The following is a 17,085-nucleotide window of genomic DNA, read 5'->3' on the forward strand; positions in this document are numbered from 1 at the left end:
GCACCGCTGTCCCCTCGGGACACAGGCGTCCACCGCAGTCCATCGAACCGGGGCCCGTACCTCGATGTCCGTGCACAGCCAAACGGCAGCTCAAGACCCGGCTGCCCATCCTGAGTTCCCGCGTCATGTGGTGACGGCGGTCCTCGTCTCCCACGACGGCGCCCGCTGGCTGCCCGACGCGCTGGCCGGACTGCTCGGCCAGGAGCGCCCCGTCCAGAACGCGGTGGCGGCCGACACCGGCAGCGCGGACGACTCCGCCCAGCTGGTCGCCGAGGCCCTCGGCGACGACCGCGTGCTGCACCTGGCCCGGCGCACCGGCTTCGGCCAGGCGGTGGAGGAGGCGAGCCGCATCGCCCCCCTCCTCACCCCCGACGAGCTTCCCTACCTCAGGCGCCCCAGCGGCTGGGACCCGGTCACGCGCTCGTGGCGCGACGACGCCTACGACCTGCCCGAACTGCCGCACGGCGAGCCCGTCCAGTGGCTCTGGCTGCTGCACGACGACTGCGCCCCCGAACCCGACGCCCTCGCGCAGCTGCTGCGGGTCGTCGACAACGAACTCGAACTCGGCCGCGACGACGTGGCGATCGTCGGTCCCAAGCTGCGCGGCTGGTACGACCGCAGGCAGCTGCTGGAGGTCGGCGTCTCCATCGCCAACTCCGGCCGCCGCTGGACCGGCCTGGACCGCCGGGAGCAGGACCAGGGCCAGCACGACCACGTCCGCACCGTGCTGTCCGTCTCCACCGCCGGCATGCTCGTCCGCCGCGACGTCTTCGAACAGCTCGGTGGATTCGACCGCCGGCTGCCCCTGATGCGCGACGACGTCGACCTGTGCTGGCGGGCCCACACGGCCGGCCACCGGGTCCTCGTCGCCCCGGACGCCGTCGTGCGACACGCCGAGGCGGCCTCCCGCGAGCGCCGCACCGTCGACTGCGTGGGCCGCACCGCCGCCTCCCCGCACAAGGTCGACAAGGCCGGCGCCATCTACACCCTGCTCGTCAACACCCGCACGGCCGCGCTGCCCTGGGTGCTGCTGCGGCTCGTCCTCGGCACCCTGCTGAGGACCGTCGCCTACCTGGTCGGCAAGGTCCCCGGGCAGGCCGTCGACGAGATCCGCGGTCTCCTGGGAACCCTGCTGCGGCCCGAGCGGATCCTCGCCGGCCGGCGCCGCCGCGGCCCCTCCCAGATCGACAAGACCGAGCTGCGCCGGCTCTTCCCGCCCCCCGGCGCGACCATCCGCGCCACCGTGGAACAGGTCGCGGGCAACTTCTCCGGCCGCTCCGACAGCGAGACCTCCTCGGCCGGCCGGCACGGCGGCGCCGTGGAGTCCGGGCCCGGCGGCGACGACGCCGACTTCCTGGAGATCGAGCAGTTCGCCCGGCTGAAGCGGATCGCCCGCAAGCCCGGCCCGGTGCTCTTCCTGGCCCTGCTGCTGGTCTCGCTCGTCGCCTGCCGCGCCCTGCTCGGCGGCGGCGCCCTCGCGGGCGGCGCCCTGCTGCCCGCCCCGGCGAGCGCCGGCGACCTGTGGTCCCGCTACCTGGACGCCTGGCACCCGGTGGGCGCCGGCGGCACCGCCGCCGCACCGCCCTACCTCGCCATCGTCGCGACCCTCGCCTCGATCCTGTTCGGCTCCACCGGACTCGCCGTCACCGTGCTGCTGGTCTGCTCGGTCCCGCTGGCCGGCCTCACCGCCTACTTCGCCTCCCGGCCCCTGGTCACCTCCCGCCTGCTGCGCGCCTGGGCCGCGATCGCCTACGCCTTCCTGCCCGCCGCCACCGGCGCCCTGGCCGGCGGCCGCATCGGCACCGCCGTCCTCGCCGTGCTGCTGCCGCTCATCGCGCGCGCGGGCATCGCCGCGAGCGGCCTCACCCGCGCCTCCGGTGCGCGCGGCAGCTGGCGCGCCACCTGGGCGTACGCGCTGCTGCTGACCATCACCACGGCGTTCACCCCGATCGTCTGGCCCATCGCGCTGATCCTCGGCATCGGTGTGCTGGTCCTGCGCCGCGGCGACCTCGTCGCCCACGGCCTGCGCTTCCTCGCCCAGCTCGGCACCCCGCTGCTGATCCTCGCCCCCTGGTCGCTGACGCTGCTCCCGACCGGCTTCTTCACGGAGGCGGGCCTGGAGTACGGCGCCTCCAGCGCCTCCGCGCTCGACCTGCTCGGCGCGGGCCCGGGCGGCCCCGGCACCGTCGACGGTCTGATGCTCATCGGCATCGTCCTCGCCGCCCTTGCCGCACTGCTGCGCTCCGAACGCCAGTTGGGCATCCGGACCGCCTGGGCGGTCGCCCTCGTGGCCCTCGTCTTCGCCGTCCTGTCCAACCGCTCCACGTGGGCCGGACCGGCCACCCTCGTCTACGGCATCGCCCTGCTGTCCGCCGCCGCGCTCGGCGCCGACGGGGCCCGCGCGCGCGTCGCCGAGCAGAGCTTCGGCTGGCGCCAGCCCGTCGCCGCCCTGATCGCCTTCGCCTCGGCCGCGGGCCCGCTGCTCGTCGCCGCCGGCTGGATGATCGGCGGCGCCGACGGCCCGCTGGAGCGCCGCGACCCGGTGCAGGTCCCCGCGTTCGTCGCCGAGGACGCCACCACCCGCGACCAGGCCCGCACCCTGGTCCTGGACAGCGACTCCACCGCACGCGTGCGCTACAGCCTGGTCCGCGGCTCCGGCGCCCGGATGGGAGACGCCGAACTCGCCGCCACCGACGGCGAGAACGCCAGGCTCGACAAGGTCGTCGCCAACCTGGTCGCGGGCTCCGGCGCCGACCAGGCGGGCCAGCTTGGCGGCTTCGCCGTGCGCTACGTCCTGGTCCACAAGGGCGCGCCCCGCGACATCACCCGCGTCCTGGACGCCACACCCGGCCTGAGCCGGCTCAGCCAGCAGGACGGCAGCGCCCTCTGGCGCGTCGACCAGCAGGTCTCCCGCGCCACCATCGTGCCGGCGGGCGGCACCGGCGCCGCGCAATCCGTCGCCTCCGGGCCCGTGGAGATCCACACGACCGTCCCCTCCGGCTCCGGCGGCCGTGTGCTGCGGCTGGCCGACGCCGCCTCCGACGGGTGGACGGCCACCCTGGACGGCAAGCCGCTCACCTCCACCACGGTCGACGGCTGGGCGCAGGGCTTCCAACTGCCCTCCACCGGCGGCCGGCTGGACGTCGTGCACGACGACCCGATCACCCACACCGCCTGGCTGTGGGCACAGGGCGCGCTGGCCGTCGTCCTGGTCGTCCTCGCCCTGCCCGGCCGCCGCCGCGACATCGACGACGACCTGCCCGAGGAGGAGCCGGTGCCCGCCGAGGCCACCGCCGGCGAGGGCCGCCGCGCCCGCCGGCTGCGCGCCCAGGCCGAGGAGGCCGCCGTCCCGGAGGAGCCCGAGGCGGCCGTCCCGCACCAGCCCGGTCCCGCCGACGTGCCGCCACCCCCGCAGCAGGCCCCCGCGGCCGTCCCCCAGCAGCCGGCGTACGGCGAGTGGGACTACCCGAGCGGCGACTACCCCGGCTACGGCACCGGCCAGTACCAGGACGCCGGCCAGTACCAGGAAGCCAACCAGTACCAGGAAGCCGGGCAGTACCCGGCCGAGGGCTACGACCAGCAGGCGTACGGGGCCGACGCCTACCAGAACGGCCAGTACGACCCCTACGCCTACGGCGGCACGGCCGAGCAGCAGGCGTACGACCAGCAGGCGTACCAGCATGGTTACGACCCGGCCCAGCAGCAGTACGGCACCGGCAGCGAGCGCCCCGACGGGAGCCAGCAGTGAACCGCACGACCCTGTCCCTGATCGCCTGCACGACCGCGCTGGCCGCCGTCACCGCCTTCGCCGCGCTCGACACCCCGTCCGCGTCCGGCGCGGCCCCGGCCGAGGCCGCCGCGGAACTGCCCGTGGAGCGCACCAGCCTGCTGTGCCCCGCGCCCAGTTCCTCCGACATCGCCGACACCTCGTACACGTCGTTCACGCCCGTCACGAGGGGCACGGCGAGCGGCGGCAAGGCGCAACTCCAGGCGGCCGACGAGCAGTCGGACGGCGCGGGCGGGTCGAAGAAGGGCGGGGACGCCAAGAAGCCCGCCAAGGCGGTCCTCACCCCGAAGAACCCCGGCACGCCGGCCACCGGCGACACCTCGGGCGCCGAGACCCCGGCGCAGATCGGCACCGCCGACGGCAGGTACGCGCCCGGCTGGACGGTGCAGGAGACCACCGAGGTGGTCGCGGGTACCGGCCGTGGGCTGCAGGGCGTCAACTGCACGGCCCCGGACACCGAGTTCTGGTTCCCCGGCGCCAGCACGGCCGCCGGCCGCACCGACTACGTGCACCTCACCAACCCGGAGGACTCGGCCGCCGTCGTCGACATCGAGCTGTACGGCAAGGACGGCGCGATCAAGTCCTCGGTCACGGACGGCTTCACGATCCCGGCGCACGGGAGCGAGCCCGTCCTGCTCTCCACGCTCACCGACGAACGGCAGAGCGATCTGACCGTGCACGTCAGCGTGCGCAGCGGCCGGGTCGGTGCGGCGGTGCAGGCACTGGACGACAAGGTGGGCGGCGACTGGCTGGCCGCGGCGGACGATCCCTCCGGCAGCCTGGTGCTGCCCGGCATCCCCAAGGACGCCACCGACGTCCGCCTGATCGCCTTCACCCCCGGCGACACCGACGCGGACCTGAAGGTCCGCCTGGCCTCGCCCGACGGCCTGATCACCCCGGCCGGGAACGAGACCCTGCACGTCAAGGCCGGGATGACGACCTCGGCCGACCTCGGCGACGTCACCCGTGGCGAGGCGGGCTCCCTGGTACTCACGCCCACCGACCAGTCCGTGCCCGTGGTGGCGGCCCTGCGCGTGGTCCGGGGCAAGGGGGCCAAGCAGGAGACGGCCTTCATCCCCGCCACCGCCCCCGTCGGCAAGCGGGCCACGTCGGCCGACAACCGCGGCAAGACCTCGACCCTCTCCCTGACCGCGCCGACGGCCACCACCACGGTGAAGGTCACGGCCTCGGCGGGCAGCGAGGGCGGCGCCCCGGTGACGAAGACCTTCACCGTCAAGTCCGGCACCACGCAGGACATCCCGGCCCTCGTCCCGTCCGGTCTGAAGGGCACCTACGCCCTGACGGTGGAACCCGTCTCCGGCGGTCCCCTCTACGCCGCGCGCACCCTCACGTCCACGGCGGCCGGCGTCCCGGCCTTCACCGTCCAGACCCTGCCCAGTGACCGGGGCCTGGTCTCGGTCCCCCGGACGGAAGAGGACCTGTCCCTCCTGCAGAAGTGACCCGGGGCACGCGTCCCGCCGAGCCGCGGCCGAGCCGCCCGGCTCGGGGGACGCCTGCGGCGGGGCGCGGCCCTAGTCCTCCCCGTACCGGGGATCAACCGTCTCCGGAGTCAGTCCCAGCAGCTCCGCCACCTGCTCCACCACGACCTCGTGCACCAGCGCGGCCCGCTCGTCCCGCCCTTTGGTGCGGATCTCCACCGGCCGCCGGTACACCACGACCCGGGCCCGCCGCCCGTCCCGTGCGGGAATGATCCCGCCCAGCGGCACGGCCTCGTCGCCCCAGAGGTCCGCGTCCCGGACCTCGAGCCGCGGCACCTCGAGCACCATGAAGTCCATGTCGGCCAGCTGCGGCCACCGCCGCTCGAGACGCTCCACGGAGTCCTGCACCAGGTCCGCGAACACCTCGGCGCGGCTGGCCGCCAGCGGTACCTGCGGCGGCGCGATCGGCCCACGCATGCCCCGCCCGTGGCGATCACGGCGACGGGGCCCGGGGCCGGTGGCGCGGGGCGGTACACGGTTGTCCATCACCGCAGAAGCCTAGTCCCCGCCCGGTCCGCCCGCCCGACCCCACGCGGCAACCGGCCACCGGCACTCCGTGTCGCCGGGCGCGGCGAAACACGGGTCATCGGGCATGTCAGAGGTTGACCATTCAAGCCAAGGTCTGGCTCGTTTCCGTAACCCTCCAAGACCGGTTGACTCAAGGCATTTGACGATGTTTGTGCTGACTCGTGACCGAACGCCTCCCCGCCCGGAACCCGGTCCGACCCCGTACCCGCAGGTCAGCAGGGTCCGTTCGGAGGTGCCTGTGGGGCGTCTCACAGTCCGACACGGTGGCGTGACCTGGAGGAGAGTCGTCGCGGCCCGCTCAAGAGTGCGGTACCGTCCATCGTCGTGAGCCCTGTACGTCGCTGTTCGCGCACCGCCTGCGGCCGACCCGCCGTCGCGACGCTGACGTACGTCTACGCCGACTCGACCGCGGTCCTCGGCCCGCTCGCCACCTACGCCGAGCCCCACTGCTACGACCTGTGCGCCGAGCACTCCGAGCGCCTCACCGCGCCCCGCGGCTGGGAGGTCGTCCGGCTCCTGGACGGCTCCGCGCCCGCGCGGCCCAGCGGGGACGACCTGGAAGCGCTCGCCAACGCCGTGCGCGAGGCGGCCCGCCCCCAGCAGCGGGCGGCCGAGGCGGGCGGCGGCGGGGCCCGTACGCCGGACCCCATGGAGGTCGCCCGCCGCGGGCACCTGCGCATCCTGCGCTCACCGGACAACTGACTCCGCATCCCGCGGAGAACCGATCCGGCACCCACCCGGACGGCCCGCGAGCCCACTTGCCCGCCCCGCGCCGCCCGGTTGCCCGTCCGTACAGCGTCCGGCGGGTGTCCGCACACCCGCCTCTCACCCCCGACGGGTAGTTTGTGGGCACCCATAGGACTTCAGGAGGGTTGGCCGTGGCTGCTGATCTGTCGCAGATCGTGAAGGCGTACGACGTACGCGGAGTGGTCCCGGACCAGTGGGACGAGCCGCTGGCCGCCCTCTTCGGCGCCGCCTTCGCCGAGGTGACGGACGCGACGGCCATCGTCGTCGGCCACGACATGCGCCCCTCGTCCCCCGGCCTGTCCCGCGCCTTCGCGCGCGGCGCCGCCGACCGCGGGGTGGACGTCACCGAGATCGGCCTGTGCTCGACGGACCAGCTCTACTACGCCTCGGGCGCGCTGAACCTGCCGGGCGCGATGTTCACGGCCTCCCACAACCCGGCGCAGTACAACGGCATCAAGATGTGCCGGGCGGGCGCCGCCCCGGTCGGCCAGGACACGGGCCTGACGCAGATCCGCGAACTCGTCGAGCGGTGGCTGGAGTCGGGCGCACCCGGGCCGGCCGCCGAGCCGGGGACCCTCACCACCCGCGAGACGCTGGAGGACTACGCGGCCCACCTGCGGTCCCTCGTCGACCTCACCGCCGTCCGCCCCCTGAAGGTCGTCGTCGACGCCGGCAACGGCATGGGCGGCCACACGGTCCCCACCGTCTTCGCCGGCCTGCCCCTGACCCTCGTGCCGATGTACTTCGAACTGGACGGCACCTTCCCGAACCACGAGGCCAACCCCCTCGACCCGGCCAACATCGTGGACCTGCAGAAGCGGGTCCCCGCCGAGGGCGCCGACCTGGGCATCGCCTTCGACGGAGACGCCGACCGCTGCTTCGTCGTGGACGAGAACGGCGACCCGGTCTCCCCGTCCGCGATCACCGCCCTGGTCGCGGCACGCGAACTGGCCCGCACCGGCGGCAGCGGCACCGTCATCCACAACCTGATCACGTCCCGCACCGTCCCGGAGGTGGTGAAGGAGAACGGCGGCACCCCGGTCCGCACCCGTGTCGGGCACTCCTTCATCAAGGCCGAGATGGCCCGCTCCGGCGCGATCTTCGGCGGCGAGCACTCCGCGCACTACTACTTCAAGGACTTCTGGAACGCCGACACGGGCATGCTGGCCGCCCTCCACGTCCTCGCGGCCCTCGGCGGCCAGGACGGGCCGCTGTCCGCCCTGACCGCCCAGTACGACCGCTACGCGGGCTCCGGCGAGATCAACTCCACCGTCGCCGACCAGACCGCCCGCCTCGCCGCGATCCGCGCCGCCTACGAGGGCCGCCCGGGCATCGACCTCGACGACCTCGACGGCCTCACGGTCTCCGCCGCCGACTGGTGGTTCAACGTCCGCCCGTCCAACACGGAGCCGCTGCTGCGCCTGAACGCCGAGGCGAAGGACGAGGCGACGATGATCCGGATCCGCGACGAGGCCCTGGCGATCATCAGGGCCTGAGCCGCCCGCCCGACCCGCACCGGGGCCGGGTAGAGCGGGGTCAGGCGGGCAGCGCGCCTCCCGCCCGCACCCGCAGGCCCGGCCCCACCCCGCCACCAGCGGTACGCTGACCAGCACATCGGCAATAGAACTTCCGCCCCGAAGGGACACCCTCATGCCGCTCGAAGCCGGCCTTCTGGAGATCCTCGCCTGCCCCGCCTGTCACGCCCCCCTCAAGGAGCAGGACACCGAGCTGATCTGCACCGGTCAGGACTGCGGCCTGGCATACCCGGTCCGCGACGGCATCCCGGTCCTGCTCGTCGACGAGGCCCGCCGCCCCGCGTAACCGCGGCGCTCCCGCCCCGCCCGCTCCGCGGCGCCGCCGCCGCGCACCGACGAGGCGCCCACCCGCGTTCGAACCCCGCACAGGACCCCGGCGATCGGAGGCTGCCGCCCATGCTCGACGAATCGCTGCTCGACAGTCCGGAGGGCCTCGCCGACGCCGACCGCCGCGGCCTCCTCCGCGGCGCGGCCGAGGCCGGCGCCCGCGTACGCACCGCCGTCCGGCACGCCGCCGAGGCCGGCGTGGCCCAGCTCAAGCCCGACGGCCGCCCCCGCGCCGTGCTGATCGCGGGCCCCGGTGCCGCCGCCACCCACACCGCCGACCTGCTCGGCACCCTGGCCGGCGCCGGCAGCCCCGTCATCCGGCTGGCGCCCACCGGCGTCGCTCCCGCCGCCGGCGCCCTGCGCTGGGAGATCCCGGGCTGGGTCGGCTCCGTCGACCTGCTGCTCATCGCCACCCCGGACGGCAGCGAGCCCAGCCTCTCCCTGCTCGCCGAGCAGGCCTACCGCCGGGGCTGCACGGTCGTCGCCGTCGCCCCGGCCGACACCCCGCTCGCCGAGGCGGTCGCCGCGGCGCACGGCATGTTCGTGCCGATGGCGACGGCGCCCTACGACCAGGAAGAACCCCTCGCCGCGTCCTCCCCGGGCGTCTTCTGGGCCCTGTTCACCCCGCTGCTCGCGCTGCTGGACCGCATCGGACTGCTGGACGCGCCGCCGGACACCCTGGAGAAGGTCGCCGACCGCCTGGACCACATCGCCGAGCGCTGCGGGCCGGCCATCGCGGCCTACAGCAACCCGGCCAAGACCCTCGCCGCCGAACTCGCCGACGCCCTCCCCGTCGTGTGGACGGAGGGCCCCGCGACCGGGCCCGCAGGCCGCCGTTTCGTCGCGGCCCTCGCCGAACTGGCCGGCCGCCCCGCCCTCGTCGCCGAACTCCCCGAGGCGCTCGCCGAGCACAGCGCCCTGCTGGCCGGCCCGCTCGCGGCCAGCGCCGACCCGGACGACTTCTTCCGTGACCGCGTGGACGAGCCGCCCGCGATGCACGCGCGCGTGGTGCTGCTGCGCGACCGCCCGATCGGCGGCCTCACCGCCGCCCCCGCCGCCCGTGACCTGGCGCTCAGCCACGACACGCCGGTCAGCGAACTCGAACCGGAGGAGGGCGACGAGCTGGAGACCCTCGCGGAGCTGATCGCCGTCACGGATTTCGCCGCCGTTTACCTGGCGCTCGCTTCCGGGGCCTGATCTTGCCCAGGGCGGCCCATCCGGGCCCGCCCGGGCCGGGCCGCCCGCGCCTCATGACCGGAACACCGGCCGGCACCGGCACACCACCGGCGCCGGCCGAGCCGCGTACGTACGGAGACAGAGAAACCACATGGACCGCCTCGACAACACCGTCCGCCCCTACGCCTGGGGTTCCACCACCGCCATCCCGCACCTCCTCGGCGTCGAGCCGAGCGGCGAACCGCAGGCGGAGATGTGGATGGGCGCCCACCCGGGCGCCCCCTCACGCACCGCGCGCGGGACGCTCGTCGAGGTCATCGACGCGAATCCGGAGCGCGAACTGGGCCCCGCGGCGGTCGCCAGGTTCGGTCCGCGGCTGCCGTTCCTGCTCAAGATCCTCGCCGCCGGCGCGCCCCTCTCCCTCCAGGTGCACCCCGACCTGCGGCAGGCCGGGGAGGGCTTCGCCGACGAGGAGCGCCGCGGCATCCCCGTCGACGCCCCGCACCGCAACTACAAGGACGCCAACCACAAGCCCGAACTGATCTGCGCGCTCACCGAGTTCGACGGCCTGTGCGGGTTCCGCGCCCCTGCCGAGGCGGCCGATCTGCTCGACGGGCTCGGCGTCGACTCCCTGAAGCCGTACGTGGACCTGCTGCGGGCGCGCCCCGAGGACGCGGCCCTCCGCGAGGTCCTCACCGCCGTCCTCACCGCCGACCCGCAGGAGATGGCGCACACGGTCGCCGAGGCCACCGCCGCCTGCACCCGCCTCGGCGGCGACTACGCCCCCTACGCCGGCCTCGCCCACCACTACCCGGGCGACCCCGGCGTCATCGCGGCCATGCTCCTCAACCACGTCCGCCTGCAGCCCGGCGAGGCGCTGTTCCTCGGCGCCGGCATCCCGCACGCCTACCTCGACGGCCTCGGCGTCGAGATCATGGCCAACTCCGACAACGTCCTGCGCTGCGGCCTGACCCCCAAGCACGTCGACGTCCCCGAACTGCTGCGCGTCGTCCGCTTCGAGGCGGGCGACCCGGGCGTCCTGCGCCCCGAGGCCTCCCCGGACGGCGAGGAGGTCTACGAGACCCCGATCGACGAGTTCCGGCTCTCCCGGTACGCCCTGTCCGAGGGCGGCACCGCCCACGACCTCACCCTGGACACCCCGCAGATCCTGCTCTGCACGGCCGGGTCCGTCCGGGCCGGCGAGCACGGACTGGCCCCCGGCCAGTCGGTCTTCGTTCCCGCGGGCGAGAAGGCCGAGGTCTCCGGCGCGGGCACGCTCTTCCGGGCCACTGTGATCGTATGACCGGGCTTGTGGACACCTGACGCGTCGCCACCCGGACGGGCTGCAACAATGGCCCACCGGCAAAGCACGGGCAAAGACGGGTACACGCCTGGACGGCGTAGACGGACGAGGGCGAAGGGACAACGCGGACACATGAGCGCGTCAGGCGGTACCAGGGCGATCGTGGCGGCACTCGGCGCCAATCTCGCGATCGCGGCATCGAAGTTCGTGGCCTTCGCGTTCAGCGGCTCGTCGTCGATGCTCGCCGAAGGTGTCCACTCGGTCGCCGACTCCGGCAACCAGTTCCTGCTGCTCGTCGGCGGCAAGAAGGCGCAGCGCGAGGCGACCCCGCAGCACCCCTTCGGCTACGGCCGCGAGCGCTACATCTACGCCTTCCTCGTCTCGATCGTGCTCTTCTCCATCGGCGGCATGTTCGCCATCTACGAGGGCTACGAGAAGATCACCCACCCCCACGAGGTCGAGCACTGGTACTGGCCGGTGGGGGTCCTGCTCTTCGCGATCATCGCCGAGGGCTTCTCCTTCCGCACGGCCATGAAGGAGTCCAACGAACTCCGCGGCAAGCTGTCCTGGTCGCAGTTCATCCGCCGCGCCAAGGCCCCCGAGCTGCCCGTCGTGCTCCTCGAGGACTTCGGCGCGCTCATCGGTCTGGTCCTCGCCCTCGGCGGCGTCGGCCTGGCCCTGCTCACCGGTGACGGCGTCTGGGACGGCATCGGCACGGTCTGCATCGGTGTCCTGCTGGTCTGCATCGCCCTCGTGCTCGCCGCCGAGACCAAGTCGCTGCTCCTCGGCGAGGCCGCGGGCCTCGAGGAGGTCAAGAAGATCGAGGCCGCGATCGTCGACGGCGACACCGTCACCCGGATCATCCACATGCGCACCCTCCACCTCGGCCCCGAGGAACTGCTGGTCGCCGCCAAGATCGCCGTCCAGCACGACGACACGGCCACGGAGGTCGCCCGGGCCATCGACGCCGCCGAGGCCCGTATCCGGACGGCCGTCCCCATCGCCCGCGTGATCTACCTGGAACCCGACATCTACAGCGAGGCCGAGGCCGCCAAGGGCCCGGACCCGGAGGCCACCCCTGGCGGCCCCACCCCGCACGCGGCCGGACACTGATTGACGGGAACTCGTCGAAGGCGGACTGGGGGCTCTCCCGTCTCCCGGTGTAGCTTGGGACGGAGCCAGACGTCGCTGCTGATGGCGGTCGGGCGGTCCCGAAGCGGACCGGCCGAGGGAGAGAGGGCCTCCGACGGACTGCGCTGCGCGCACGTGGGCATGCCTGTGTCCTCTTCTCGGGCATTCCTGTGTCCGCCGTCGCGCAGACCAGCCGTACCCACCCTCGACCCAACCCCGAGGAGCAGCTCCCAATGACGACTGTCGACAACCGACAGGACTTCAAGGTCGCCGACCTCTCCCTGGCCGAGTTCGGCCGCAAGGAGATCACCCTCGCCGAGCACGAGATGCCGGGCCTGATGGCGATCCGCAAGGAATACGCCGAGGCCCAGCCCCTCGCCGGCGCCCGCGTCACCGGCTCCCTGCACATGACCGTGCAGACCGCCGTCCTCATCGAGACCCTGGTCGCCCTCGGCGCGCGGGTCCGCTGGGCCTCCTGCAACATCTTCTCCACCCAGGACCACGCGGCCGCCGCCATCGCCGTCGGTCCGAACGGCACGCCGGACAACCCGCAGGGCGTCCCGGTCTTCGCCTGGAAGGGCGAGACCCTGGAGGAGTACTGGTGGTGCACCGAGCAGGCGCTGACCTGGCCTGACAGCGCCACCGGCGGCCCGAACATGATCCTCGACGACGGCGGCGACGCCACCCTGCTCGTCCACAAGGGCGTCGAGTACGAGAAGGACGGCAAGGTCCCCGGCCTGGAGACCGCCGAGTCCGACGAGCACCGCGTCATCCTCCAGCTGCTGCACCGCACCCTGGGCGAGAACCCCCAGAAGTGGACCCAGCTCGCCTCGGAGATCCGCGGCGTCACCGAGGAGACCACGACCGGCGTCCACCGTCTGTACGAGATGCAGCGCGACGGCGTCCTCCTCTTCCCCGCGATCAACGTCAACGACGCCGTCACCAAGTCGAAGTTCGACAACAAGTACGGCTGCCGCCACTCCCTGGTCGACGGCATCAACCGCGCCACCGACGTCCTCATCGGCGGCAAGACCGCCGTCGTCTGCGGCTACGGCGACGTGGGCAAGGGCTGCGCGGAGTCCCTGCGCGGCCAGGGCGCCCGCGTGATCATCACCGAGATCGACCCGATCTGCGCCCTGCAGGCGGCGATGGACGGCTACCAGGTCACCACCCTGGACGAGGTCGTCGAGACCGCCGACATCTTCGTCACCACCACCGGCAACAAGGACATCATCCTCGCCTCGGACATGGCGAAGATGAAGCACCAGGCGATCGTCGGCAACATCGGCCACTTCGACAACGAGATCGACATGGCCGGCCTCGCCCAGATCCCGGGCATCGTCAAGGACGAGGTCAAGCCGCAGGTCCACACCTGGACGTTCCCCGACGGCAAGGTCATCATCGTGCTGTCCGAGGGCCGCCTGCTGAACCTCGGCAACGCCACCGGTCACCCGTCGTTCGTGATGTCCAACTCCTTCGCGGACCAGACCCTGGCCCAGATCGAGCTGTTCACCAAGCCCGACGAGTACCCGACCGGCGTCTACGTGCTGCCCAAGCACCTCGACGAGAAGGTCGCCCGCCTCCACCTGGACGCCCTCGGCGTGAAGCTCACCAAGCTGCGCCCCGAGCAGGCCTCCTACATCGGCGTGGAGGTCGACGGCCCCTACAAGTCGGACCACTACCGCTACTGAGTCCGCAGTCCCGCCCGCCGGGGAGCACACCGGTGCACCGCCGCGCTCCCCGGCAGCAGGTCCGCAAGATCCGCAGAGGCAGGCCCCCGCACCCCCTTGCCGGGGGCCTGCCCCCTTTGGCCCGGACCGGACCAGCAGCCGCAGCCGGACCGCCGGCCCGTCAAGACCCAGGACCCCCATGCCACGCGGCCGATATTCGCTTCACGATCCGCACGATCACACCCCCTTCGCCGAAGAGCACTTCCAGTGCGCGCCCGGCCCCTCCGGCTGGCGCTACGTCTCCCAGCTGACCACCCCCGCCGGTGACCACCGCGGCTCGGTCGACCTCACCCTGGACGACCTCGGCCGCCCCATCCGCCTCGAACTGCACGCGGAAGGCTGGCAGGTGCGAGGCGCCGCCCTCGACGGCGTCACCTGGGTCCGCACCGACGCCACCGGAACCCATGCCACCGAAGGCAATGTGCGCGCCCACGCCTTCACCGGCACGTCCCCCGCGTTCCTCGTCGCCACCGCCCGACTCCTGCGCCTCACCCCCTCCTCGGCGACCCGCGTACGCCTCGTCGCATTCACCGACCCGGTCCTCGCCCCCCGCACCCTGGACCAGTCCTGGACCTTGGTGAAGAGCGAAGCACACGCCACTGACAACGGCCCCCTGACCGTGGACGAATACCAGGTCACAGCCCTGGACACGGGCGAGAGCCACACCGTGCACATCGCCGGGGACGTGGTCCTGTCCGCGCCCGGGATCGAACTGGAGGACCTCCAGTCACCGCCGTCCAGCTTCGACTGAGCGACCGCCGACGCTTCAGGCCGGCGGCGCCTCAGCCGCCGACGCTTCAGGCCGGCGGCGCGAATCCGGTGGCGGGGCGACCGGCCGGCGGCTCGTCCGGGCGGACCGGTGCGTCCGGCGCGGAAGACGACGGCACGGGAACCCGAGGCCCAGCGGTGACCGGGGACCCGTGGATGCCCGGCGCGGGCGGCTGCGTCGACGGCGGCGCGAAGCCCCCGGGCGCACCGCCGCCCGTCGCCGGAGGCCCCACAGGCTCCGCGGACACTCCCGGAGAGAAGGGTGAGGACGACGGGCCCGCCGCGACGGACCCGGTCCCGCCGAACGTCAGCCGGGCCTCGCGGGACTGCCGCTCCTGGAGCACGGCGGCCAGAAAGGCCGCCGGGTGCTCGCCCTGCGGCACGGGAGCGGCCGTGCGCGCCGCCACGTCCGCCGCGAGCCGCTGCGCCATCTCCCAGGACACCTGCGCGTCCAGCTGCCGCATCCGGGTCAGGTACTGCCGGATCGCGAGCCACAGCCCGTCCGGTACGGCCGACAGGTCCAGCTCGGCGAACCGCCCTGACAGCCACGGCGGCGGCGGAGGCACCTGACCGGCCTGCCCGGCGGGTATCCGCTCGCGAACGACCAGGGTGCCCGCGAACACGTCACCGAGCCGCCGCCCCCGCGCCGACACCAGCGAGGCGATACAGGCCACCACCCCGAACGTCATCAGGATCTCGACCACACCGATGGCGCCGCGCACCAACGCGTGCCGGAACCGGACGGGACCACCGTCGTCCCGCACCACACGCAGCCCGAACGCCAGCTTTCCCAGCGAACGGCCGTGACTGAGCGTCTCCACCGCGATCGGCCCGCCCACCAGCACCAGCAGGAAGGTGGCGATCGACAGCGCGACCTGAGCGGCCTCGTCGAGGGACGCCGTCGCCGCCACCAGCGCCAGCGTCGCGGCCATGTACACGAATACCGCCACGACCAGATCGAGCAACACGGCCAACGCCCTGCTCGGCAGCTTCGCGGGCCGCAGTTCGAGTGCCACCGCCTCGCCGGTCACCAGCTCACTCACGCCCGTCGTCCTTCCCCTGGCCTGCCCCGTGAACCGCAAGTCTGCCAAGCTGAGGGCGCATCGCGCCGCAGTACGACAAGCTGACGGCAACAAGAGCCTCCACGACGAGCAGTGGACGACCAGCCGAGGAGCAGGCAGACCCCATGGACCTGGACGTCTTCGTCGCCGCACACCGCGCCGAGTGGGACCGCCTCGACTCCCTGCTCCGCCGCCGGCGCCGGCTCAACGGAACCGAGGCGGACGAGCTCGTCGCCCTCTACCAGCGCACCGCCACCCACCTCTCCCTCATCCAGTCCAGCGCCCCCGACCCGCAGCTGACCGGCAGGCTCAGCCAACTGGTGGCACGCGCGCGCAGCGCCGTGACCGGCACCCGCCGTTCGTCATGGCGGGACGTCACACGCTTCCTGGGACAGGGATTCCCCGCCGCGGTCTACCGCGCGCGTCGCTGGTGGGTGCCCACCGCGCTCGTCTCCACAGCCGTCGCGATCCTCCTGGGCTGGTGGATAGGCACCCATCCGGAGGTGCAGTCGACCATCGCGGCCCCCAGCCAGCTGCGCGAGCTGACCCGCCCCGGCGGCGAGTACGAGACCTACTACTCGAGCCACCCCGCGGCGTCCTTCGCCGCCCAGGTCTGGACGAACAACGCCCAGGCGGCGGCGATGTGCCTGGTCCTGGGCATCTTCCTGGGCCTGCCCGTGCTCTTCATCCTCTTCGAGAACATGCTCAACCTGGGCGTCGGCTTCGGCCTGATGTCGTCCGCCGGCCGCCTCGACACGTTCCTCGGACTGATCCTTCCGCACGGCCTGCTCGAACTGACCGCGGTGTTCGTCGCCGCCGGCACCGGTCTGCGCCTCGGCTGGACCCTCATCGACCCGGGGCCGCGCACCCGACGGGTCGCCCTCGCCGAGGAGGGCCGAGCCGCGGTCGGCATGGCCATCGGCCTGGCGCTCGTCCTCTTCGTCTCCGGTGCCATCGAAGGCTTCGTCACCCCGTCCGGCCTGCCCACCTGGGCTCGGATCGGCATCGGGATCGCGGCCGAGCTGGCGTTCCTGGCGTACGTCTTCGTCCTGGGCGGCCGTGCGGTGCGGGCCGGAGAGACGGGGGACGTCGAGGCGACCGAACGGAGTTCCACCGTGCCCACGGCCGCCTGATGTGCATCCACGGTCTCTGAGCTGCTAGTCTCTCCATCGCCCCGCAAGAGCCGTTGACACGGCGCGAGCGGGGAGGTAGATTCAAACAGTTGCCTAGAACTGGACAAGTTCGGGGCTGATCGTTTAGAATCTACTCGCTTCCCAAGAGCCGCTGACGCGGCCGAGAGAAGCACTCCTCCGAATTACTCAGAAATGAGCAGCCGGTCAGACCGGCTGAAAACTTCTGATAAAGTCGGAACCGCCGGAAAGGGAAACGCGAGAGCGAGAACCTGGAAAGCACCGAGGAAATCGGGTCGAGAAAAGATCTGATAGAGTCGGAAACGCAAGAACGAAGGGAAGCGCCCGGAGGAAAGCCCGAGA

Annotated in this window: 13 protein-coding genes; 11 read left to right on the plus strand and 2 right to left on the minus strand. The window is 73.0% G+C overall.

What is annotated here, in order from left to right:
- Nucleotides 1-64: 64 nt before the first annotated feature.
- Together ACFYU0_RS35290 and ACFYU0_RS35295 are read left to right on the plus strand one after the other, a co-directional pair.
- Nucleotides 65-3,748, plus strand: a complete 3,684-nt coding sequence (locus ACFYU0_RS35290) for a glycosyltransferase (protein ID WP_389306510.1) — start codon at nucleotides 65-67, stop codon at nucleotides 3,746-3,748.
- Entirely contained in the window at nucleotides 3,745-5,247 is a 1,503-nt protein-coding gene (locus ACFYU0_RS35295; protein ID WP_351664643.1) for a DUF5719 family protein, read from the plus strand. Before ACFYU0_RS35290 ends, ACFYU0_RS35295 begins: the two co-directional genes overlap by 4 nt.
- 72 nt (nucleotides 5,248-5,319) lie before the next feature.
- On the opposite strand, the gene ACFYU0_RS35300 is transcribed toward ACFYU0_RS35295, so the two are convergent.
- Nucleotides 5,320-5,772 carry a metallopeptidase family protein gene (locus ACFYU0_RS35300; protein WP_389306527.1) on the minus strand — a complete coding sequence of 151 codons (453 nt, stop codon included), beginning with the start codon at nucleotides 5,770-5,772 and terminating at the stop codon, nucleotides 5,320-5,322.
- Between the two features lie 366 nt (nucleotides 5,773-6,138).
- Between ACFYU0_RS35300 and ACFYU0_RS35305 the strand changes: the two genes are divergently transcribed.
- The 8 genes from ACFYU0_RS35305 to ACFYU0_RS35340 all read left to right on the plus strand — a co-directional run bounded on the left by ACFYU0_RS35305 (nucleotide 6,139) and on the right by ACFYU0_RS35340 (nucleotide 14,514).
- Nucleotides 6,139-6,516, plus strand: coding sequence for a DUF3499 domain-containing protein (locus tag ACFYU0_RS35305; protein WP_250404864.1), 378 nt, complete (start codon nucleotides 6,139-6,141; stop codon nucleotides 6,514-6,516).
- Nucleotides 6,517-6,692: 176 nt separating this feature from the next.
- Entirely contained in the window at nucleotides 6,693-8,057 is a 1,365-nt protein-coding gene (locus ACFYU0_RS35310) for a phosphomannomutase/phosphoglucomutase (RefSeq protein ID WP_389306513.1), read from the plus strand.
- 154 nt (nucleotides 8,058-8,211) lie between these two features.
- Nucleotides 8,212-8,382: a Trm112 family protein gene (locus tag ACFYU0_RS35315; protein ID WP_007382472.1), complete on the plus strand. Its 171-nt coding sequence runs from the start codon at nucleotides 8,212-8,214 to the stop codon at nucleotides 8,380-8,382.
- A 110-nt stretch (nucleotides 8,383-8,492) separates the two neighbouring features.
- The gene (locus ACFYU0_RS35320) at nucleotides 8,493-9,620 is read left to right on the plus strand and encodes an SIS domain-containing protein (protein ID WP_389306515.1); all 1,128 of its coding nucleotides are present in this window, start codon (nucleotides 8,493-8,495) and stop codon (nucleotides 9,618-9,620) included.
- Between the two features lie 130 nt (nucleotides 9,621-9,750).
- On the plus strand, nucleotides 9,751-10,902 hold the full coding sequence (gene manA / locus ACFYU0_RS35325; RefSeq protein WP_389306518.1) for a mannose-6-phosphate isomerase, class I: 1,152 nt from the start codon (nucleotides 9,751-9,753) through the stop codon (nucleotides 10,900-10,902).
- Between the two features lie 132 nt (nucleotides 10,903-11,034).
- Nucleotides 11,035-12,015 carry a cation diffusion facilitator family transporter gene (locus ACFYU0_RS35330; protein WP_351664635.1) on the plus strand — a complete coding sequence of 327 codons (981 nt, stop codon included), beginning with the start codon at nucleotides 11,035-11,037 and terminating at the stop codon, nucleotides 12,013-12,015.
- 251 nt (nucleotides 12,016-12,266) lie between these two features.
- Complete coding sequence (gene ahcY, locus ACFYU0_RS35335; RefSeq protein WP_351664633.1) at nucleotides 12,267-13,724, plus strand: adenosylhomocysteinase; 1,458 nt, start codon at nucleotides 12,267-12,269, stop codon at nucleotides 13,722-13,724.
- Between the two features lie 178 nt (nucleotides 13,725-13,902).
- Nucleotides 13,903-14,514 carry a hypothetical protein gene (locus tag ACFYU0_RS35340; protein ID WP_389306521.1) on the plus strand — a complete coding sequence of 204 codons (612 nt, stop codon included), beginning with the start codon at nucleotides 13,903-13,905 and terminating at the stop codon, nucleotides 14,512-14,514.
- Between the two features lie 46 nt (nucleotides 14,515-14,560).
- Here ACFYU0_RS35340 and ACFYU0_RS35345 read toward each other — a convergent pair whose 3' ends face one another.
- The gene (locus ACFYU0_RS35345; protein ID WP_389306523.1) at nucleotides 14,561-15,574 is read right to left on the minus strand and encodes an RDD family protein; all 1,014 of its coding nucleotides are present in this window, start codon (nucleotides 15,572-15,574) and stop codon (nucleotides 14,561-14,563) included.
- Nucleotides 15,575-15,717: 143 nt separating this feature from the next.
- Between ACFYU0_RS35345 and ACFYU0_RS35350 the strand changes: the two genes are divergently transcribed.
- The gene (locus tag ACFYU0_RS35350; protein ID WP_389306525.1) at nucleotides 15,718-16,725 is read left to right on the plus strand and encodes a stage II sporulation protein M; all 1,008 of its coding nucleotides are present in this window, start codon (nucleotides 15,718-15,720) and stop codon (nucleotides 16,723-16,725) included.
- Nucleotides 16,726-17,085: the final 360 nt, after the last annotated feature.

The organism is Streptomyces sp. NPDC003720, assembly GCF_042875075.1.
Classification (GTDB): domain Bacteria; phylum Actinomycetota; class Actinomycetes; order Streptomycetales; family Streptomycetaceae; genus Streptomyces.

What these genes read in the sequence shown, in the direction of transcription:
- ACFYU0_RS35290 (WP_389306510.1), top strand. Translation starts at nt 65, where the DNA reads ATGTCCGTGCACAGCCAAACGGCAGCTCAAGACCCGGCTGCCCATCCT.
- ACFYU0_RS35300 (WP_389306527.1), bottom strand. Translation starts at nt 5,772, where the DNA reads ATGGACAACCGTGTACCGCCCCGCGCCACCGGCCCCGGGCCCCGTCGC.
- ACFYU0_RS35315 (WP_007382472.1), top strand. Translation starts at nt 8,212, where the DNA reads ATGCCGCTCGAAGCCGGCCTTCTGGAGATCCTCGCCTGCCCCGCCTGT.
- ACFYU0_RS35320 (WP_389306515.1), top strand. Translation starts at nt 8,493, where the DNA reads ATGCTCGACGAATCGCTGCTCGACAGTCCGGAGGGCCTCGCCGACGCC.
- manA (WP_389306518.1), top strand. Translation starts at nt 9,751, where the DNA reads ATGGACCGCCTCGACAACACCGTCCGCCCCTACGCCTGGGGTTCCACC.
- ACFYU0_RS35330 (WP_351664635.1), top strand. Translation starts at nt 11,035, where the DNA reads ATGAGCGCGTCAGGCGGTACCAGGGCGATCGTGGCGGCACTCGGCGCC.
- ahcY (WP_351664633.1), top strand. Translation starts at nt 12,267, where the DNA reads ATGACGACTGTCGACAACCGACAGGACTTCAAGGTCGCCGACCTCTCC.
- ACFYU0_RS35340 (WP_389306521.1), top strand. Translation starts at nt 13,903, where the DNA reads ATGCCACGCGGCCGATATTCGCTTCACGATCCGCACGATCACACCCCC.
- ACFYU0_RS35350 (WP_389306525.1), top strand. Translation starts at nt 15,718, where the DNA reads ATGGACCTGGACGTCTTCGTCGCCGCACACCGCGCCGAGTGGGACCGC.